Source organism: Geodermatophilus amargosae (assembly GCF_041028265.1).
In the GTDB taxonomy this organism is placed as follows: Bacteria; Actinomycetota; Actinomycetes; order Mycobacteriales; family Geodermatophilaceae; genus Geodermatophilus; species Geodermatophilus amargosae_A.
Genome location: NZ_JABGCW010000010.1, coordinates 248250 through 267386, shown reverse-complemented (window position 1 = coordinate 267386; position 19137 = coordinate 248250). Strand labels below are relative to the sequence as shown.

The 19137-nt window shown below is 75.8% G+C and carries 18 protein-coding genes; 13 read left to right on the top strand and 5 right to left on the bottom strand.

What is annotated here, in order from left to right; genetic code table 11:
* The first annotated feature begins 5 nt into the window (after nucleotides 1-5).
* Both mftB and mftC read left to right on the top strand, forming a co-directional pair.
* Nucleotides 6-299 carry a mycofactocin biosynthesis chaperone MftB gene (gene mftB, locus HLV61_RS14370; protein ID WP_369256547.1) on the top strand — a complete coding sequence of 98 codons (294 nt, stop codon included), beginning with the start codon at nucleotides 6-8 and terminating at the stop codon, nucleotides 297-299.
* Nucleotides 296-1534: a mycofactocin radical SAM maturase gene (gene mftC, locus HLV61_RS14365; protein ID WP_369256545.1), complete on the top strand. Its 1239-nt coding sequence runs from the start codon at nucleotides 296-298 to the stop codon at nucleotides 1532-1534. Before mftB ends, mftC begins: the two co-directional genes overlap by 4 nt.
* A gap of 244 nt (nucleotides 1535-1778) precedes the next feature.
* Here mftC and HLV61_RS14360 read toward each other — a convergent pair whose 3' ends face one another.
* Nucleotides 1779-2270, bottom strand: a complete 492-nt coding sequence (locus tag HLV61_RS14360; RefSeq protein WP_369256543.1) for a pyridoxamine 5'-phosphate oxidase family protein — start codon at nucleotides 2268-2270, stop codon at nucleotides 1779-1781.
* Between the two features lie 90 nt (nucleotides 2271-2360).
* Between HLV61_RS14360 and HLV61_RS14355 the strand changes: the two genes are divergently transcribed.
* The 3 genes from HLV61_RS14355 to HLV61_RS14345 are packed head-to-tail and all read left to right on the top strand — an operon-like array spanning nucleotide 2361 to nucleotide 5947.
* Entirely contained in the window at nucleotides 2361-3644 is a 1284-nt protein-coding gene (locus tag HLV61_RS14355; protein ID WP_369256541.1) for a multidrug effflux MFS transporter, read from the top strand.
* A 45-nt stretch (nucleotides 3645-3689) separates the two neighbouring features.
* Entirely contained in the window at nucleotides 3690-4373 is a 684-nt protein-coding gene (mftE, locus tag HLV61_RS14350; RefSeq protein ID WP_369256539.1) for a mycofactocin biosynthesis peptidyl-dipeptidase MftE, read from the top strand.
* Nucleotides 4374-4426: 53 nt separating this feature from the next.
* Nucleotides 4427-5947: a purine-cytosine permease family protein gene (locus HLV61_RS14345; RefSeq protein WP_369256537.1), complete on the top strand. Its 1521-nt coding sequence runs from the start codon at nucleotides 4427-4429 to the stop codon at nucleotides 5945-5947.
* A 4-nt stretch (nucleotides 5948-5951) separates the two neighbouring features.
* Here the strand turns inward: HLV61_RS14345 and HLV61_RS14340 are convergent, their stop codons facing one another.
* Nucleotides 5952-6962 (bottom strand): ABC transporter substrate-binding protein, encoded by a 1011-nt coding sequence (locus tag HLV61_RS14340; protein WP_369256535.1) that lies wholly within the window; start codon nucleotides 6960-6962, stop codon nucleotides 5952-5954.
* Between the two features lie 93 nt (nucleotides 6963-7055).
* Between HLV61_RS14340 and HLV61_RS14335 the strand changes: the two genes are divergently transcribed.
* From HLV61_RS14335 to HLV61_RS14300, 8 genes are all read left to right on the top strand, one after another.
* A complete protein-coding gene (locus HLV61_RS14335) occupies nucleotides 7056-7595 on the top strand; it encodes a cysteine hydrolase family protein (protein ID WP_369256533.1) in 540 nt (179 codons plus the stop codon).
* Nucleotides 7592-9019: a mycofactocin biosynthesis glycosyltransferase MftF gene (mftF, locus tag HLV61_RS14330; RefSeq protein WP_369256531.1), complete on the top strand. Its 1428-nt coding sequence runs from the start codon at nucleotides 7592-7594 to the stop codon at nucleotides 9017-9019. Before HLV61_RS14335 ends, mftF begins: the two co-directional genes overlap by 4 nt.
* A gap of 80 nt (nucleotides 9020-9099) precedes the next feature.
* Nucleotides 9100-10419 (top strand): phytochrome sensor protein, encoded by a 1320-nt coding sequence (locus HLV61_RS14325; protein ID WP_369256529.1) that lies wholly within the window; start codon nucleotides 9100-9102, stop codon nucleotides 10417-10419.
* Between the two features lie 77 nt (nucleotides 10420-10496).
* On the top strand, nucleotides 10497-11720 hold the full coding sequence (locus HLV61_RS14320; protein WP_369256527.1) for an MFS transporter: 1224 nt from the start codon (nucleotides 10497-10499) through the stop codon (nucleotides 11718-11720).
* Nucleotides 11721-11956: 236 nt separating this feature from the next.
* Entirely contained in the window at nucleotides 11957-12451 is a 495-nt protein-coding gene (locus HLV61_RS14315) for a (2Fe-2S)-binding protein (protein WP_369256525.1), read from the top strand.
* Nucleotides 12448-14946 carry a xanthine dehydrogenase family protein molybdopterin-binding subunit gene (locus tag HLV61_RS14310; RefSeq protein WP_369256523.1) on the top strand — a complete coding sequence of 833 codons (2499 nt, stop codon included), beginning with the start codon at nucleotides 12448-12450 and terminating at the stop codon, nucleotides 14944-14946. Before HLV61_RS14315 ends, HLV61_RS14310 begins: the two co-directional genes overlap by 4 nt.
* 28 nt (nucleotides 14947-14974) lie before the next feature.
* The gene (locus HLV61_RS14305; protein WP_369256521.1) at nucleotides 14975-15832 is read left to right on the top strand and encodes an FAD binding domain-containing protein; all 858 of its coding nucleotides are present in this window, start codon (nucleotides 14975-14977) and stop codon (nucleotides 15830-15832) included.
* A gap of 94 nt (nucleotides 15833-15926) precedes the next feature.
* Nucleotides 15927-17054 carry an SRPBCC family protein gene (locus tag HLV61_RS14300; protein ID WP_369256519.1) on the top strand — a complete coding sequence of 376 codons (1128 nt, stop codon included), beginning with the start codon at nucleotides 15927-15929 and terminating at the stop codon, nucleotides 17052-17054.
* Between the two features lie 73 nt (nucleotides 17055-17127).
* Here the strand turns inward: HLV61_RS14300 and HLV61_RS14295 are convergent, their stop codons facing one another.
* Genes HLV61_RS14295 through HLV61_RS14285 form a run of 3 tightly spaced genes read right to left on the bottom strand, consistent with a single transcriptional unit; the run spans nucleotide 17128 to nucleotide 19099 of the window.
* Entirely contained in the window at nucleotides 17128-17760 is a 633-nt protein-coding gene (locus HLV61_RS14295) for an alpha/beta hydrolase family protein (RefSeq protein WP_369256517.1), read from the bottom strand.
* Complete coding sequence (locus HLV61_RS14290) at nucleotides 17757-18413, bottom strand: HAD family hydrolase (RefSeq protein ID WP_369256515.1); 657 nt, start codon at nucleotides 18411-18413, stop codon at nucleotides 17757-17759. The genes HLV61_RS14295 and HLV61_RS14290 overlap by 4 nt, the downstream gene beginning before the upstream one ends.
* Complete coding sequence (locus tag HLV61_RS14285; RefSeq protein ID WP_369256514.1) at nucleotides 18410-19099, bottom strand: DedA family protein; 690 nt, start codon at nucleotides 19097-19099, stop codon at nucleotides 18410-18412. Before HLV61_RS14285 ends, HLV61_RS14290 begins: the two co-directional genes overlap by 4 nt.
* Between the last annotated feature and the right edge of the window lie 38 nt (nucleotides 19100-19137).

Sequence of the window (19137 nt, the reverse complement as noted above, 5' to 3'; positions counted from 1 at the left end):
CCGTCGTGGACCCCACCGCTCCGGCCGCGGACGTCTTCGACCCCGCGCTGCCCTGGCGGCGCGCCCGGTCGGTGGCCCTGCGGCCGGAGCCGTTCGGGGCGCTCGTCTACCACTTCGGCAACCGGAAGCTGTCGTTCCTCAAGTCGAAGACGCTGGTCACCGTCGTCGAGACGCTGGCCGACCACCCCAGCGCCGACGCGACCCTCGTCGCGTGCGGCGTCCCCGAGGCCCAGCGGCCCGCCTACGTCAAGGCGCTCGCCGACCTCGCCCGCTCCCAGATGATCGAGGTGCGCGCATGACCGCCGTGGTTCCCCAGCGGCCGACCGGTGGGCGGCTCGTCGACCAGTTCGAGTACGGCCTCGACGCCCCCATCTGCCTCACCTGGGAGCTCACCTACGCCTGCAACCTGGCGTGCGTGCACTGCCTGTCCTCCTCGGGCCGGCGCGACCCGCGCGAGCTGAGCACCGCCGAGGCCGAGGGCGTCATCGACGAGCTGCAGCGGATGCAGGTCTTCTACGTCAACGTCGGCGGCGGCGAGCCCACCGTCCGGCCGGACTTCTGGCACCTGCTCGACTACGCCATCGGCCACGACGTCGGCGTGAAGTTCTCCACCAACGGCGTCAAGCTGGACCGGGAGCGGGCCGCGCAGCTGGCGGCCACCGACTACGTCGACGTGCAGATCTCCCTCGACGGCGCGACCGCCGAGGTGAACGACCGCGTCCGCGGCACCGGCTCGTTCGCCACCGCCGTCACGGCCCTGGAGAACCTCGCCGAGGCCGGGATGAAGGACTTCAAGGTCTCCGTGGTGGTCACGCGGGAGAACGTCTCCCAGCTCGACGAGTTCCGGGCACTGACCGACCGCTACGGCGCCCAGCTGCGGATCACCCGGCTGCGGCCCTCCGGCCGCGGGGCCGACGTCTGGGACCAGCTGCACCCCACCCAGGCCCAGCAGCGCGAGCTGTACGCGTGGCTGCTGGCCAACGGCGACCGCGTGCTCACCGGTGACTCGTTCTTCCACCTGTCGGCCTACGGCGAGGCGCTGCCCGGCCTCAACCTCTGCGGTGCCGGGCGCGTGGTGTGCCTGATCGACCCGGTCGGCGACGTCTACGCCTGCCCCTTCGCCATCCACGAGCAGTTCCTCGCCGGCAACGTGCGCGGCGAGGGCGGCTTCCAGCGGGTGTGGCAGCAGTCGGACCTGTTCCAGGAGCTGCGCAGCCCGCAGACCGGCGGCGCGTGCACGAAGTGCGCGCACTTCGACGCCTGCCGCGGCGGCTGCATGGCGGCGAAGTTCTTCACCGGCCTGCCGCTGGACGGGCCCGACCCCGAGTGCGTGCAGGGCCACGGCGAGTCCGCCCTGGCCGCGCGGGACCTCGACCTGGTCACGCCCAGGAGCCACCTCGACCACTCGCACACCGGCCCGGTCCGCGGCCAGCCCACGCTGCTCGGCATGCCCGCGATCCCGACTCGGCCCACACCCGCACCACCCGCCCGGATCTGCGACGAGTCGCCGCTCGCCGGCGTCCCGCTCGGCTGACGCTCAGCGGGTCGGGGCCACGACGGACGGCTGCGACCCTGGCGGGCAGGAGACCGGGGGCGAGGTCGGCCAGGGTCATGGTCGCGAACAGGGCGACCAGGACGGCGAGGATGAGCACGGGGCACCTCCGGGTGACGTGCCCCCAGCCTGACCGCCGTCCCTGACCGCTCCCGGGGACCTGCCCGGGAGCCGGCTGGACACCCGCGCGGGTGCGGCGGCCGAACGGGCCGCCGCACCCGTGGCGTCACGGGAGGTCGACGACGTCCTTCTCACCGGTGCTGGGCTGGCTGCCGGTGGCCTTGGCCTTGACGAAGCTCAGCGCCGTCGCCAGGCGGTTGCCCGGGCTGTCCCAGTACTCCGCGGTGTCGCCCTCGACCTTGACCAGCACCACGGCGGGGTCCTCGGGGCCCTGGGGCAGCCACGCCTCGACGCCGCTGTTCCACAGCTCCTTCTTCTTCGCGACGTCGTCGACCACCCGGGCGGTGCCGGTCAGGGAGACCCAGGTGCCGCCGGAGCCCAGGCCCACGTTGACCTGCGGCGAGGTGGTGATGTGTGCCAGCCACGGGGCGTCGTGCTCGGCGAAGAACCAGAGGTCGCCGTCGAACTCGACCTCCTGCAGCGCCATCGGGCGGCTGGTCAGCCGGCCGTCGGGCATGGTCGTGGTGAGGAAGCCGAACTTCTGGCCCTTGAGGAGCTCGGCGACCTTACGGGTGGCTTCCGGGGAGTCGGTGGTCATGTCCCTGCTCTTCCCCGATTCCGCCGGGGAACACGGGCACCGACGCGTGTCGGGCCGGGAACGGTCCTGTGACCTGCCCGGCACGGCGGAATGCACCGGTACCGGGGTGGCTTCGCCATCGACGTGACGACGATCCAGGACCGGCCGACCGCGCCGCCCGCGACGACCGACCGGCCCGGGACGGCCCGCACCGCCCTCACCCTCGGCGCCTTCGTGGCGCTGGGCCCGCTGACGGTGGACATGTACCTGCCCGCGCTGCCGACCATCGCCGACGACCTGCAGACCAGCGCGTCGACGGTGCAGCTCACGCTCACCGGCACCCTGGTCGGTCTCGCGCTCGGCCAGCTGGTCCTGGGCCCGCTGTCCGACGCCCTCGGGCGCAGGCGGCCGCTGCTGGCCGGGACGGCGCTGCACGTCGTCGCCTCGCTGCTGGTGCTCGTCGCGCCGTCGATCGAGGTGCTCGGCCTGCTGCGCTTCGTGCAGGGCGTGGGGACGGCGGCCGGCGCGGTGATCGCCCTCGCCGTCGTGCGGGACCTGTTCGAGGGGCGGGCCGCGGCGACCATGCTGTCGCGGCTCTTCCTCGTCCTCGGGGCGGCACCGGTGCTGGCGCCGACCGTGGGGGGCGAGGTCCTGCGGATCACCTCCTGGCGCGGCGTCTTCCTCGTGCTCGCGGTGTACGGGCTGCTGCTGCTCGCCGTCGGCTGGTTCGCCGTCCGCGAGACGCTCCCCCCGGAGCGCCGGCGCAGCAGCGGCCTGGCCGGGACGCTGCGCAGCTACCGGGCGCTGTTCCGCGACCGGGCCTACGTCGGCCTGGTGCTGGTCGCCGGCCTGACCATGGCCGGGCTGTTCAGCTACGTCTCGGGCTCCTCGTTCGTGTTCCAGGACCAGTTCGGCCTCGACGAGCAGCAGTTCGGCCTGCTCTTCGGCGCCGGCGCCATCTGGCTGATCGGGGCCACCCAGCTCAACCCGGTGGTCCTGCGCTGGTTCTCCCCGGCCCAGGTGCTCGTGACCGGCGTCGTGGCCGGCGCGCTGGCCGGCGCGGTCCTGCTCGTGCTCGCGGGCACCGGGACCGGCGGGCTGTGGGCGGTCGCGCTGTCGCTGTGGGCGGTGCTGTTCGCCTGCGGGCTGGCGCTGCCCAACGCCCCCGCGCTGGCGCTGTCCCGGCACGGCGAGGCCGCCGGTACCGCCGCGGCGCTGCTCGGCGCCGTGCAGTTCGGGGTCGGCGCGGCGGTCGCCCCGCTGGTCGGCGTCCTCGGCAACGACGCGGTCGCCATGGGCACCGTCGTCGTCGGCGCGCTGGTGATCGCGCTCGCCGTCCTGGTGTTCGTCGTCCGGCCGTGGCAACTGCCCGTGGACGACGACGCCACCGCCTGACCCCGGGCGGCAGGAACGGCCGTTCCTGCCGCCTAGGGTGGGCGCGTGCCCGACCTGGCCGGGGCCGCGTGGCCGGAGCTGCCCGAGCGGCCGCTGCTGGTCGTCCCGCTCGGCTCGGTCGAGCAGCACGGGCGCCACCTGCCGTCCGCCACGGACACGGTCGTCGCCGAGGCGGTCACCCGGGCCGCCGGCCTGGACGCCGTGCTGGCCCCCGCGCTCGCCTACGGCGCCAGCGGCGAGCACGAGGACTTCCCCGGCACCGTGTCCCTCGGCACCGCGGCGCTGACCGCGCTGCTGGTCGAGTACGGGCGCTCGGCGTGCCGCTGGGCCGGCCGGCTGCTGGTGGTCAACGGGCACGGGGGCAACCTCGACGCGCTGCGGGGGGCGGTGCCGCTGCTGCGCACCGAGGGCCGCGACGCCGCCTGGTTCCCCTGCGGCGTCCCCGGCGGCGACGCGCACGCCGGGCGCACCGAGACCTCGCTGCTGCTGCACGTGGAACCGGGGTCGGTGCGGACCGACCGGTCCGTCCCGGGTGTGACGACGCCGATCGCCGACCTGCTGCCCCGGCTGCGCGCCGAGGGCGTGCGGGCGGTGAGCCCCACCGGCGTGCTCGGCGACCCGGCCGGCGCCTCCGCGGAGGAGGGCGCCCGGCTGCTGGCGGACCTCGCCTCCCGGCTCGCGGCGGCGGTCGCCCGGTGGGACGTCCGCGACGACGGGCGGCTGCGCTGAGCCGGGTCCGGAGCGACAGGATGGCGGCGGACGCGATCGGGGAGGGGACGTCGATGACCCAGCAGGAGGCCGTGGACCAGGGCGCCGGCGCGCCCGGACGGGGCGCCGTGGAGACCAACGGCATCAACGTCATCGCCGAGGAGGAGCGCCGCGGGCGGCCGCGCTCGCTCTTCTGGCCGTGGTTCGGCGCCAACGTGAGCGTCCTCGGCCTGGCGTACGGCTCGTTCCTGCTCGGCTTCGGCATCTCCGCGAGGCAGGCGCTGGTCGCCGGCGCGGTCGGCATCGTCGTGTCGTTCCTGTTGTGCGGGCTGGTCGCGATCGCCGGCAAGCGGGGGTCGGCGCCCACGCTCGTGCTCAGCCGCGCGGCGTTCGGCGTCCACGGCAACCGGGTGCCGGCCGCGCTGTCCTGGGTGCTCACCGTCGGCTGGGAGACGGTGCTGGTCAGCCTGGCCACCCTCGCGACGGCGACGGTCTTCGGCCAGCTCGGCTGGAGCGGCGGGACGACGACCCAGGTGGTCGCGCTCCTCGTCGTCGCGGCGCTGGTCGTGGTCGGCGGCGTGCTCGGCTTCGACGCGATCATGCGCATGCAGGCGGTCGTCACCGTGGTCGGCGGCGTGCTCACCGTCGTCTACGTCGTCCTGGTGGCCGGCGACATCCGGTGGTCGGCGGTGACCGCGGTGCCGAACGGGACGACGGCGGCCGTCGTCGGCGGGCTCGTGCTGGCGATGACCGGCTACGGCTTCGGCTGGGTCAACGCCGCCGCCGACTACTCGCGCTACCTGCCGCGGACGGCGTCGACCCGCGGCGTCGTCGGGTGGACGACGTTCGGGGGCGCGCTGGCCCCGGTCGTGCTGCTCGGCACCGGCCTGCTGCTGGCGGCTTCGGACCCGGAGCTGTCGGGCACGATCGCCGGGGACCCGATCGGCGCGCTCGCCGCCCTGCTCCCGACCTGGTTCCTCGTGCCGTTCGTCGTCGTGGCGGTGCTCGGCCTGGTGGGCGGCGCGCTGCTGGACATCTACTCGTCGGGGCTGTCGCTGCTGGCCGCGGGCGTGCGGGTGCCCCGCCCGGTCGCGGCGGGCATCGACGGCGCGCTGATGGTGCTGGGCGCCATCTGGGTGGTCTTCGTCGCCACCGGCGGGTTCTTCGTGCAGTTCCAGGGCTTCCTGATCACCCTGGGCGTCCCGATCGCGGCCTGGTGCGGCATCTTCCTGGCCGACCTCGCGCTGCGCCGCCGGTCCTACGCCGAGGTCGACCTGTACGACGCGCGGGGCCGCTACGGCGCCGTCCCGCCGGTGCCGCTGCTGCTCCTGGGGGCCGGCACCGTCCTCGGCTGGGGGCTGGTCACCAACACCTACGCCGGCTGGCTCGACTGGCAGGGCTACCTGCTCGGGCCGCTGGGCCTCGGCGGCCGCGAGGGTGACTGGGCGTTCGCCAACCTCGGCGTGCTGGCCGCCTTCGCCGTCGGGCTGCTCGGCACGCTCGCGCTGCGCCGCGGGGCCGTCCGGGCGCAGGAGACCCGGGGGACGCAGGAGGCCGCCCCGGCGGCGCCGGGACGGCCTCCTGCGGTGCGCTGAGCGCTCAGCCCTGCAGCGCCTCGGCGAACAGCGGCACCGCGTTGTCCAGCGCGTACTCCGTGCCGAGCACCGAGCCGCTGGAGAAGGCGTTGGCCAGCGCCTCGTCGTCGAGCAGGACCGCCGAGCCCTGCTGCACCGAGCTCAGCGTCTGCCACAGCGGGTTGCCGGTGATCTGCGACGGGTCGACGAAGATCGGGAAGACGACGGTCAGCGGCGCGTCGAGCAGCGAGACCTGCTCGTCGGAGACCGGCACGAAGAAGCTCTCCGTGGCGAGGTCCTGGATCGCCTGCTTGTTCGTGAAGCCGAGGGTCTCCATGAAGTCCACGCGGGTGTCGCCGCGGACGTAGGCGCCGAAGCCCTCGGAGGAGTACGCGCCGACGGCGACCTCGGTGCCGTCGAACGGTGGGTTGGCCGCGGCGGCGTCGGCGAAGCGCTGCTCGAGGTCGGTACGCAGCTGCTCGGCCTCGTCGGTCCGGCCGAGCGCCTGTCCCACCAGGTCGAGCTGCTGCTGCCAGGTGGTGAGGTACGGGTCGACGCCCTCGGGCTGGCCGATCGTCGGGGCGATGGCGCTGAGCTGGTCGTAGCGCTCCTGGGTGGCCGGCGAGCGGGTGTCCAGGATCAGGTCGGGCTCCAGCGCGGCGATCGCCTCGAGGCTGGGCTCGAGCGTCTCGATGAGCTCGGGCGCCTCGTCGTAGCGGCCCTCGGCCCACGGGCCCACGCCCTCGCCGCCGAAGGCCAGCCAGTCGCTCGCCCCGACCGGCTGCACGCCGAGCGCGAGTGCCGTCTCGGCGTCGGACCAGCCGAGGGCCACCACGCGCTGCGGCTCCTCCTCGACCTCGACGTCGCCGAACGCGGTGCCCACGGTGACCGGGAAGGCCCCGTCACCGCCGGCGGACGGGGACGACGGCGCGTCGGCCGACGAGCCGGCGTCGCCGGAACCGCACGCGGCCAGCGCCCCGGCGGTGGTGAAGGCGGCCGCGACCAGGGTGGCGCGCCGGAGCAGGGGACGGGACATGCGGATCTCCTCGATCAGTGGAAAGGGCAGCCTAACCTCACCTTCCTCCGGGAGGTGGCCGCCGGGTGCGGCGGCCCCCGTTAGGGTCCGGACGTGACGCACCTCCCCGGCTGGCTCGTCGTCGTGGACATGCAGCGGGTGTTCGGCGACCCGGGCTCCCCGTGGACGGCGCCCCGCTTCGAGGAGGTCCGCCCGCGCGTGCGGCGCCTGGTGGAGGCCTACGGCGAGCGGGTCGTCCTCACCCGCTTCGTGGCACCGCTCGAGCCCGCCGGCGCGTGGGTCGGCTACTACGAGCAGTACCCCTTCGCGCTGCAGCCGCCGGACGCCCCGCTCTACGACCTCGTCGACGACCCGGGCACCGCGCGGGTGCTGACGGCGACCACGTTCGGCAAGTGGGGCCCGGAGCTGGCGGATGTGGTCGGCGGCGGGCCGCTGACCGTGGCCGGCGTGGCCACCGACTGCTGCGTCGTCTCCACCGTGCTGCCGGCCGCCGACGCCGGCGTGCCCGTGCGGGTGGTCGCCGACGCCTGCGCCGGCAGCAGTGACGACGACCACCGCGGGGCGCTGCGCCTCATGGGCCTGTACGCGCCGCTGGTCGAGGTCACCACCACCGACGCCGTGCTGGCCGGGTGAGGATCCCGCTCGCGCCGGAGGCCCGGCTGCCCGACGGCTGGGCGGTGCGCCTCGACCCGCGCACCCGCCGCCTCGAGGGCGGGGCGGCGCTGCTCGGCGGCTCGCCGCTGCGGCTGCTGCGCCTGGCCCCTCGTGCCGTCGACCTGCTCGACGCCGACCGCCTCGTCGTCACCGGCCCGGCCACGGCGACGCTGGCCGCCCGGTTGCAGGACGCCGGGGTCGCGGTCCCGGAGCCCGCGGGCCCCGCGCCCGGACCCGGTGACGTCACCGTCGTCGTCCCGGTGCGCGACCGCGCCGCCGGGGTGGCCCGGCTGCTGGCCGCACTGCGCGCCGACCCGGACACCGCGGGCCTGCGGGTGCTCGTCGTCGACGACGGATCGGCCGACGCCCCGGCGCTGGCCGCCGCCGCGGGCGGTGCGGAGGTGCTCCGGCACGACCGTTCGCGGGGCCCCGCGGCGGCGCGCAACACCGGGCTGCGCGCCACGACGACGCCGGCCGTGGCCTTCCTCGACTCCGACTGCGTGCCGCGGCCGGGCTGGCTGGGCGAGCTGCTGCCGCACCTCGCCGATCCCCGGCTGGCCGTGGTCGCGCCGCGGATCACCGCCCTGCCGGCCACGCGGCCGGGCTGGGTGACGCCCTACGAGACGGCGGTCAGCGCCCTGGACATGGGGCCGCGGCCGGGCCCGGTCGCGCCCCTGTCGGGCCTGTCCTACCTGCCCAGCGCGGCCCTGCTGGCGCGGCGGACGGCGGTGGGGGAGGGCTTCGACGCGGGCATGCGGGTGGCCGAGGACGTCGACCTGGTGTGGCGGCTGGCCGCGGCGGGCTGGCGGGTGCGCTACGAGCCGGCCGCGCGTGTCGACCACGAGCACCCGTCGTCCACGGTCGCCTGGCTGCGCCGGCGGGCCGTCTACGGCACCGGCGCGGCACCGCTGGCCGCGCGGCACGGCCGCGCCGTCGCGCCGGTGGTGATCAGCCCCTGGTCGGCGGCCGCGCTCGTCCTGGCCGGAGGCGGCGGCCGGGCGGGGCGGGTGCTGGCGGCCGCCGTGCTCGGCGACGCGACGGTCCGCCTGGCGCACCGGCTGGCCGGTCCCGGCCGCCGCGCCCCCTACGGACTGGCCGCCGCGCTCGTGCTGCGCGGCACCGCCGCGGCCGGTCGCACGCTGACCCGCTCGGCCACCCGGCACCACTGGCCGCTCACCGCCGTCGCCGCGCTGGTCTCCCGCCGGGCGCGGCGGGCCGCGCTCGCCGTCGCCGCAGCCGACGCCGTCCTGGCGTGGTGGCCGCACCGGGCCGACGTGGGCCCGCTGCGCTTCGCCGCCGCCCGCCGGCTGGAGGACCTCGCCTACGGCGCCGGGCTGTGGGCGGGCGCGCTGCGCCGGCGGGACCCCTCGGCGCTGCTCCCGGCCTCGCCACCCCGCGTCTGACCTGCGGCCCCGCGCCTGGCGCAATCCTGCGACGCGGGTCACCATGGGCGGACCATGACTGTGCGCCCCGGGGGAACGCCGTGACCGGTGTCAGCCCGTGGCTCGCCCTGCCCGACGGCGCCCCGACGCCCGGGCTGACCCGCCGGCTGCGGGCGGCGCACGAGACGCTGGTGACCCGCGGCGCCCCGCCGCCGCGGCCGGGCGTGCGGTCGGTGGTCTGGGACTCCTGGCGGCGCAGCCTGCGCAGCGGCGTCGACCCCGACGGCCAGGGGCCGCCGGTCGACCTGCTCGACGACGACCTGGCCGCCTACCGCGCCGCGCACCCGCTGGCGCCGGTGCTGCCGGTGATCCGCCGGCTGCTCGTGGAGGACGCCGAGGCCGACCGGATGATCGTGGCGGTCACCGACGCCGACGGCCGGATGCTGTGGGTGGAGGGCGACCGCCGGCTGCGCGCACTCGCCGAGAACATGAACTTCGTGGCCGGCGCCCGGTGGTCGGAGGAGGTCGCCGGCACCAACGCCCCCGGGACGGCGCTGGCGGTCGACCACCCGGTGCAGATCTACGGCAGCGAGCACTACCGCCGTCCGGTGCAGCCCTGGAGCTGCTCGGCCGCGCCGGTGCACCACCCGGTCACCGGCGTGCTCCTCGGCGCGATCGACGTCACCGGCGGCGACCACGTGGCCGGCCCGCACGTGTTCACCCTCGTGCGCGCCACCGTGGCCGCCGTCGAGTCGGAGCTGCGCTGGCTGCACCGCGAGGAGCAGCGCGACGCCGTCCGCGGGCCCCGCCCCGCGCCGGTGCGCCCCGTCGCGCCGCTGCTCGAGGTGCTCGGCCGGGAGCGTGCCCGGCTCACCGGCCCCGCGGGGCCGGCGGAGCTGTCGCTGCGCCACTCCGAGCTGCTGCTCCTGCTGGCCGAGGCCGCCGCCGCGGGGGAGGGGCGCAGCACCGAGCAGCTGGCCGCCGAGTGCCACGCCGGCGACACCGCCGCGGTCACCGTGCGCGCCGAGCTGTCGCGGCTGCGCCGCCTGGTGGGGGACGACCTCGTGGGCTCGCGTCCCTACCGGCTGCTGCGCCCGCTGCAGACCGACGTCGACCGGGTCCGCCGGCTGCTCGACCGGGGGGCGGTCGCCGCCGCGCTGGACGCCTACCCCGGTCCGGTGCTGCCCCGCTCCACCGCGCCCGGCGTCGCCGCGGCCCGCCGCCGGACCGCCACCGCGCTGCGGGCGGCCGTGCTGACGAGCCGCCGGCCCGAGCTGCTGCTGCGCTGGGTCGCGCTGCCCGAGGCCCGCGACGACGCCGCCGCCTGGCAGGCCTGCCTCGAGGTGCTGCCCGCCGGGTCCCCGCGGCGCGCCGCGGTCGCCACCCACCTGCTGGCACTGCGGCGGGCGTCCCGCACCTGACCCGTCCGGGCGGCGGTGATGGCCATCTCCGCCGCCTCCGGAATAGCGCACGGCCGCCGGGTCCTTGGCACGGCTACGTGAGTGCCCGCACCGCCGTCCCCCCGGCTCCCGCGACCACGACCCTGGCCACCCCGCGGGTGGCCGTCGCGCTCGTCGCGCTCGCGCTGGGCGGGTTCGCGATCGGCACCACCGAGTTCGTCACGATGGGCCTGCTGCCCGACATCGCCGGCGGCGTCGGGGTGGACATCCCGACGGCGGGGCACGTCATCTCCGCCTACGCCCTCGGCGTCGTCGTCGGCGCGCCGGTGATCGCCGCGCTCGGCGCCCGGCTGCCGCGCCGCGCCCTCCTCGTCGGGTTGATGGCCGCCTTCCTCGCCGGGAACGCGCTCAGCGCGCTGGCGCCGGGCTCCACCACCCTGCTGCTCGCCCGGTTCGTCAGCGGCCTGCCGCACGGCGCCTACTTCGGCGTCGCCTCGCTGGTCGCCGCGTCGCTGGTCCCGGACGCGCTGCGGGGCCGGGCCGTGAGCACGGTGATGCTCGGCCTGGCGGTGGCCAACGTCGCCGGAGTCCCCGCGGCCACCTGGCTGGGGCAGACGACGGGCTGGCGGTCGGCGTACTGGGCGGTCGTCGTGCTCGCCGCGCTCACCGTGGCCGCCGTGCTCGCCGTCGTGCCCTCCTCGCGCGGCGACCGGGACGCCACGGTGCGCGCCGAGCTGGGTGCGCTGCGCCGGCCGCAGGTGCTGCTCACCCTCGTGGTGGCCACGGTCGGGTTCGGCGGCATGTTCGCCGTCTACAGCTACGTCGCGCCGCTCACCACCGAGGTCACCGGGCTCTCCCGCGGAGCCGTGCCGTGGGTGCTGCTCGCCTTCGGCGTCGGCGGCGTCGCCGGCACCGCCCTCGGCGGGCGGCTGGCCGACGTCGCGCTGTTCCGCTCGCTGACCGGCGCGCTGGTCGCCGTCGCGGTGCTGCTCGCCCTCATCGGGCCGGCCGCCGCCACCGGTCCCACCCTGCTCGCCGGGATCTTCCTGCTCGCGCTCAGCGCCTCGACGCTCGTCGTCTGCCTGCAGCTGCGGCTGATGGAGGTGGCCGGGGAGGCGCAGATGCTCGGCGCCGCGCTCAACCACTCCGCGCTCAACGCCGCCAACGCCCTCGGCGCCTGGCTCGGCGGCGTGGTCATCGCCGCCGGGCTCGGCTACACCGCGCCCAGCCTGGTCGGCGTGGGGCTGGCGGCCCTCGGCCTGGTCGCGCTCCTGGCCAGCGCGCTGCTCCGGCGGCGCGAGCTGCGCGCCGTCGCCGCCTGAGGGACGTCCCTCTCCGGCCGCTGCAACGGGGGTGCAACCTCCGCCGTGCGGACCCACGCCCCGGGACCTCTTCCGCGCCTGCGGAGGACGCGCATACGATCCGCCGCTGATGCGGTCGTGACCCCTCGCGGGTCACAGGTAAGCGTGGCCTAAGTCACTCCGCCGTTGACAGACTCCGCCGCAAGAGCGCCCGTGACACCGGGCGCACTCGCCCCCTGCAACGGAGCGGAGGATCCATGACCCAGGTCAGCATGCGGGTCGACGGAGTGGGTTACACCGACGAGGTGGAACCCCGGACCCTGCTGGTCCACCACCTGCGCGAGGCCCTCGGCAAGGTGGGCACGGTCGTCGGCTGCGACACCAGCAACTGCGGCGCGTGCACGGTCCACCTCGACGGGCAGGCCGTGAAGTCCTGCACGGTCTTCGCCGTCCAGGCCGACGGCGCCGAGGTCACCACGATCGAGGGCATCGGCAGCCAGGGCGACCTGCACCCGGTGCAGAAGGCCTTCCACGAGATGCACGGGCTCCAGTGCGGCTTCTGCACGCCCGGGATGATCATGGCCTCGATCGACCTGCTCAAGGAGAACCCGAACCCGAGCGAGGCCGAGGTCCGCGAGGGCATCGAGGGCAACCTCTGCCGGTGTACCGGCTACCAGAACATCGTCCGGGCGGTGCAGCAGGCCGCCGGTGAGATGGCGGGCTCCTCCGACACGCTGGGAGCGCAGTCGTGACCGTCACCGAGGACCCGGCGACCGCCGAGGTCGCGCCGGAGCGCGAGGTCGGCAAGGCCCGCCGCCGCAAGGAGGACGCCCGCCTCATCACCGGGCGCACCACCTGGACCGACAACATGGTCCTGCCCGGGATGCTGCACATGTCGGTCGTCCGCAGCCCCGTGGCCCACGGCAAGATCGCCAACATCGACGTCAGCGCCGCTCAGCAGGCGCCGGGCGTCGTCGCCGTCCTCACCGGCCGCGACCTCGCCGAGGAGCAGGGCTCGATCCCCTGCGCCTGGCCGGTCACCGCGGACATGGTCAACCCCGGGCACCCCTCGATCGCCGTCGACGAGGTCAACCACGTCGGCGAGGCCGTCGCCGTCATCATCGCCCGGTCGCGGTCGGCGGCCGCCGACGCGATCGAGCTGGTCGACGTCGACTACGACCTGCTGCCGCCGGTCCTCGACATGGAGGAGGCGGTCAAGCACGAGGCCGACCTCTGCCACGACCACATCGACTCCAACACCAGCTACCACTTCGTCTTCGACGCCGGCGAGGCCGGCACGGGCGGGGACACCGAGCAGGCGTTCGCCGACGCCGACGTCGTCGTCAGCCGGCGGTTCGTCAACCAGCGGCTGATCCCGGCGTTCATGGAGCCGCGCTCGGTCGTCGTCCAGCCGCAGGGCGACAACTTCACGATGTGGTCGGCCACCCAGATCCCGCACGTGCTGCGGGTGATGCTGGCGATGGTCACCGGCGTCCCGGAGCACAAGCTGCGCGTCGTCGCCCCCGACGTCGGCGGCGGCTTCGGCGGCAAGCTGCAGGTCAACCCCGAGGAGGTCATCGCGCTGCTCGTGGCGCGGCGCCTCGGCAAGCCGGTCAAGTGGACCGAGACCCGCAGCGAGTCGCTCATGGCCGCCCACCACGGCCGCGACCAGATCCAGTACGTCGACGTCGCCGCCACCCGGGAGGGCGACGTCACGGGCCTGCGCGTGCGGATCCTCGCCGACATGGGCGCCTACCTGCGGCTGATCACGCCGGGCGTGCCGGCCCTGGGCGCCTTCATGTTCCCGGGCATCTACAAGTTCCCGGCCTACCGCTTCGAGTGCGACGGCGTGTTCACCAACAAGGTGCCCACCGACGCCTACCGCGGCGCCGGCCGGCCCGAGGCCACCTTCGCCATCGAGCGGATCATGGACGAGCTCGCCGTCGAGCTGGGCATGGACCCGCTGGAGCTGCGGCGCAGGAACTGGATCCAGTCGCAGGAGTTCCCGTTCACCACGGTGGCCGGCCTGGAGTACGACAGCGGCGACTACGACACCGCCACGCAGCAGGCCCTCGAGCTCCTCGGCTACGACGAGCTCCGCGAGGAGCAGCGCCGCCGCCGCGAGTCGAACGACCCGGTGCAGCTGGGCATCGGCTTCTCCACCTTCACCGAGATGTGCGGCCTGGCGCCTTCCCGCGTGCTCGGCTCGCTGTCCTACGGCGCGGGCGGCTGGGAGTCGGCGTCGATCCGGATGCTGCCCACCGGCAAGGTCGAGGTGGTCACCGGCTCGACGCCGCACGGGCAGGGTCACGAGACGGCGTGGAGCCAGCTGGTCGCCGACCAGCTCGGCGTGCCGTTCGAGGACGTCGAGGTCCTGCACGGCGACACCGCCGTCGCCCCGAAGGGCATGGACACCTACGGCTCGCGCTCGCTGGTCGTCGGCGGCACCGCGGTGGTCAAGGCCGCCGACAAGGTGATCGCCAAGGCGCGCAAGGTCGCCGCGCACCTGCTCGAGGCCAACGAGGACGACCTGGACTTCTCGAACGGGAAGTTCACCGTCCGCGGCACCCCCGGGACGGCGCTGTCGATCCAGGAGATCGCGCTGGCCGTGTTCGCGGCGCACGACTACCCGGAGGACGTCGAGCCGTCGATCGACGCCGACGCGACCTTCGACCCGGTGAACTTCTCCTTCCCGCACGGCACGCACGTGTGCGCCATGGAGGTCGACACCGAGACCGGGTTCGTGAAGATCCGCAAGTACGCCTGCGTCGACGACGTCGGCACGATCGTCAACCCGCTCATCGTCGAGGGGCAGGTGCACGGCGGCCTGGCGCAGGGCATCGCGCAGGCGCTGTACGAGGAGGCCGTCTACGACGCCGACGGCAACCTCACCACCGGCAGCTTCGTGGACTACCTGGTCCCCTCGGCCGCGGACCTGCCGCACTTCGACACGGGCAACACCGTGCACGTGGCGCCGGGCAACCCCATCGGCGCCAAGGGCGTGGGCGAGGCCGGGTGCATCGCCAGCACGCCGGCGGTGGTCAACGCCGCGCTCGACGCCGTCCGGCACCTCGGGGTGCAGGACATCCGGATGCCGCTGACCCCGGAGCGGGTCTGGCGGGCCCTCCACCACGGCGGCGACGGCGGCGACCGGGCCACGGCCGGGTCCAACGCCTACGGCGGCGCCCAGACCGAGACCACCGCCGGTGTCTCGACCCCGCAGTCGTCCCTGGGAGGCGACCGGTGATCTGCCGACACGACGAAGGAGTGGAGCCGTGATCCCCGCCGCGTTCGAGTACGCCCGGCCGACCACCGTCGACGAGGCCCTGCAGGCGGTCGCGGAGGGCGGTGAGGACGTCAAGATCATGGCCGGTGGGCAGTCGCTCATCCCGGTCATGCGGCTGCGCCTGGCCGCGCCGTCGACCGTCGTCGACCTCGGCCGGGTCGCCGAGATGCGCGGCGTGCGGGACGACGGCGACGCGCTGGTCATCGGCGCGATGACCACGCACGCCGAGATCGTCACCGACCCGCTCGTCGCGCAGTACGCGAAGCTGATCGCCGAGGCGACGGAGACGGTGGCCGACCGGCAGACCCGCCGGCGCGGGACCTTCGGCGGCGCGCTCGCGCACGCCGACCCGGCCGGGGACCTGCCGGCGGTGGCGCTCGCCCTGGACGCCGACATGGTCGTCGCCGGGCCGAACGGCCGCCGGACGGTGCCCGCCCGCGAGTTCTTCGTCGACTACCTCACGACGACGCTGGACGAGGGCGAGATCCTCGTCGAGATCCGGGTGCCCAAGCTGGCCGGCGACTGGGGCGTGCGCTACGAGAAGTTCAACCGCGTGGCGCAGGCGTGGTCGATCGTCGCGGTCGCCGCGGCGGTCCGGCGCGAGAACGGGTCCATCGCCGAGGCGCGGATCGGGCTGACCAACATGGGCCCGACCCCGCTGCGGGCCTCGGCCACCGAGGCCGCCCTGGCCGGTGCCGCGGCGTCCCCGGACTCGGTGGCCGCGGCGGCGCGGTCGGCGGCCGAGGGCACCAGCCCGAGCAGCGACCTCAACGCCCAGGCCGACTACCGCGAGCACCTCGCGCAGGTGCTGACCCGCCGGGCGGTCATCGCCGCCGCCGGGTTGTAGGTTCCGACCCAACCCCGGCTCCGCCCGTCCCCTCGGCCGGCCCGCCCTCCCGGGCGGACCGGCCGAGGTCCGTTCCCACCCCGGAGGTCGCACCGTGCAGCTGGAGAACTCCTTCACCGTCCCCGTGCCCGTCGACGAGGCCTGGCGGGTGCTGCTCGACATCGAGCGGATCGCGCCCTGCATGCCCGGTGCCGCACTGGACTCGGTCACCGGTGACGACTTCACCGGCCGGGTCAAGGTCAAGCTCGGCCCGATCAACCTGACGTACCAGGGCAAGGCGTCGTTCATCGAGAAGGACGAGGCCGCCCACCGCGCCGTCATCGACGCCCGCGGCAAGGACCAGCGGGGCAACGGGACGGCCACGGCCACGATCACCGCGAAGCTGCAGGGTGAGGGCCCGACCACGCGGGTCGACGTCCTCACCGACCTCAACATCACCGGCCGCCCGGCCCAGTTCGGCCGCGGCGTGATGACCGACGTCGGCAACAAGCTGCTCGGCCAGTTCGCCGACAAGCTCGCCGCCCAGCTGGGCGAGGGCGACGCGCAGGGCGACGCCGAGCGGGCCGACAGCGCCGCCGCCTCGGCTGCCGCCACCGCCACGGGGGTCGTGGAGGAGGTGGCGGCGTCGGTGGAGCAGGTGCCCGGCGACAACGTCGTCGCGGAGAAGGTGCGCCAGGCCGGCACGGCGGCGAAGAAGGCCGCGGCGTCGGCCTCCGACTCCGCCTCGGGCAAGCCCGCGAGGAAGCAGGCCGCGAAGAAGGCCGCCGCGGCCGCCCCGCCGCCCACGGAGACCGCGCCGATCACCGCGCCGATCGCCGCCACGGGCGCCACCGACACCGTCTCGATCACCGCCGTGGGCAGCGGCGCCCCGGCCGCGTCGGACACCGCGCCGGCGGCCTCGGACACCGCGCCGGCGGCCTCGGACACCGCGCCGGCGGCGCCGCCCACCGCCCCGGTCGCGGCCGTGGGCCGGGCGCCGAGCACACCGCCGTCGGGCAACACCGCGCCGCCGAGCCGGCCGGCCACCGGTGCCCCGCCGCGCAGCACCCCGACCGGCACGGCGGAGACGGTGCGCAGGCAGCCCGTGGCCGAGCCCGAGCCGATCGACCTGCTCGAGGTGGCCGGCGGTGCCGCCCTCGCCCGCTACGCCGCGCCCGCCGCCGGGGTCGGCGCCGTCCTGCTGCTGCTCGTGCTGGCCGTCCGGCGGCGCCGCCGTCGCTGAGCTCGCGTCGATCATCGGCTCGTTGCCGCCGACACGCGCGGACACGCCGCCGGGAGCGGCAACGACCCGACGATCAACGGCTGAGCAGGTCCTCCAGCCAGCCCAGCGCGGCAGCGGCCACCGCGTCGGGCGCCCGCTCCAGCGAGTGGTCGCCCGGCACCGCGAGCACGGTCGCCGTCGCCACGCCGTCCAGCGCGGCGAGGACCTCCGCGGGCCGGCCGAAGGCGTCGGTCCCGCCCTGGACGACGGCCAGCGGCACGCCGGCGCTGGTGAGCTCGGCGGCGCGGCTGCGCTCGGGGCGCCCCGGCGGGTGCAGCGGGAAGGCCAGCGCCAGCACGCCGTCGGCCCCCTGCGCGGTCGCCGTCCGGCAGGCCACGCGGGCGCCCGCGCTGCGGCCGCCCAGCACGAGGGGCCCGGTCAGCGCGCCGCCGGTGCGCAGGGCCTCGAGGACGGCGGTCCAGGCGAGGTCCAGCCGCGGCGGGGCGGGCGCGATCCGCCCGCCGGCCACCCGCCACGGCTGCTCGACCCGCAGCACCCGCCAGCCGGCCGCGGCCGCGGTGCCGGTGACGGCGACCAGGTCCGCCGAGCCGACGCCCCCGCCCGCCCCGTGGCCCAGCACCAGCGTGCCGCGGGCGCCCTCGACCGGGCCGTGGGCGTGCACCGCCGCCGGGCCGAGCGGGGTGCTGACCAGCGCGGGTGAGCTCACCGGGCCAGGAGGGCGTCGACCGCGCCCGCCAGGTCCGGCGCGACGACGGCCGGCGCGGGCAGGCCCGGCGGGTAGACCCGCTCGGTGCGCGGGAACCACGCCCCGGTCAGCCCGGCCCGCTCGGCACCCAGCACGTCCCAGCCGTGCGCGGCCACCAGCGCCATGCCGCCGGGAGCGACACCGCACGCGCCGGCGGCCCACAGGTAGGCCTCCCGCGAGGGCTTCCACGCCCGCACCGACTCGCTGGTCAGCGTCCGCTCCACCAGCGGGGTGATCCCGCCGCGCTCCAGCCCCGCCTCGGCCACGCCGGGGGAGCCGTGCGAGAGCGTCACCACCCGGACGCCCGCCGTCGCCAGCCGGCGCAGCGCGGGCTCCACGTCGGGGTGCGGGGACAGCTCGAGGAACGCGTCGGCCACCCGCGCGCGGTCGCCGTCGGACAGGTCGGTGAGCTGAGCGAGCGCGGAGTCGAAGGCCGCGCGGAAGGACAGCCAGACGCCGGCCACGGTGGCGGCGGCGCCGGTGTGCAGGGTCCGCCCGAAGACGGTGGCCAGCAGCGAGGCCGGCTGCCCGTGCTCGACGAGCGCCGCGCCCACGGGAGACAGGTCCAGCAGCGTCTCGTTGACGTCGAAGGCGACGACCTCGGGGCGGCTCACGCGGGGCGGTCGCCGGTCCCGCGGACGTCCTGGGTCCGGCCGGCGGTGGTCTGCCGGCGGCGGTGGTGGCGGATGTCCTTGACCCGCTTGTAGACCAGGTAGGCCACGGCGAGGACGACGACGGCGACCACGACGTAGTCCAGGTAGTGCAGGTTCGCCTCGATGAAGTCGCGGGCCAGCCAGCCGAGGGTCACGAGGACCGCGTTCCAGATCAGGCTGCCGGCGGCGGAGTAGAGGACGAACTGGCCGAACGGCATCCGCACGACGCCGGCGGGCACCGAGATGAAGCTGCGCACGATCGGCACCATGCGGCCGAAGAACACCGCCGAGCGGCCGTGCCGCTCGAACCAGGCGAAGGTCTTGTCGACGTCGGCGGTCTCCACCAGCGGGAGCCGGTCGAGGAAGGCGTGCGAACGCCGGGGCCCGAGCGCCCGGCCGATGTAGTAGAAGAAGACCGCCCCGAGGATCGAGCCGATCGTCGCGGCCCCGACGACGGCCACGAACGCCCACGGGCTGTCGATGAGGACCCCGGCCGCACCGAGGACCGCCTCGCTCGGGATCGGCGGGATCACCGTCTCCAGCAGGATGCTGAAGCCGACGCCGATCGGGCCCAGCGAGTCGACGAGGGACAGCAGCCAGGCGGTGAGCCCGCCCTGGTCGGACGAGGCGGCGGCCAGGAAGGACATGGCTCCCACGGTACGGGCGGCCCCTGGGCACTGCCTGC

Excerpts from the sequence above, each read along its gene's own strand:
- mftC (WP_369256545.1), top strand. The coding sequence starts at position 296 with ATGACCGCCGTGGTTCCCCAGCGGCCGACCGGTGGGCGGCTCGTCGAC.
- HLV61_RS14360 (WP_369256543.1), bottom strand. The coding sequence starts at position 2,270 with ATGACCACCGACTCCCCGGAAGCCACCCGTAAGGTCGCCGAGCTCCTC.
- HLV61_RS14355 (WP_369256541.1), top strand. The coding sequence starts at position 2,361 with ATGCACCGGTACCGGGGTGGCTTCGCCATCGACGTGACGACGATCCAG.
- HLV61_RS14345 (WP_369256537.1), top strand. The coding sequence starts at position 4,427 with ATGACCCAGCAGGAGGCCGTGGACCAGGGCGCCGGCGCGCCCGGACGG.
- HLV61_RS14340 (WP_369256535.1), bottom strand. The coding sequence starts at position 6,962 with ATGTCCCGTCCCCTGCTCCGGCGCGCCACCCTGGTCGCGGCCGCCTTC.
- HLV61_RS14315 (WP_369256525.1), top strand. The coding sequence starts at position 11,957 with ATGACCCAGGTCAGCATGCGGGTCGACGGAGTGGGTTACACCGACGAG.
- HLV61_RS14285 (WP_369256514.1), bottom strand. The coding sequence starts at position 19,099 with ATGTCCTTCCTGGCCGCCGCCTCGTCCGACCAGGGCGGGCTCACCGCC.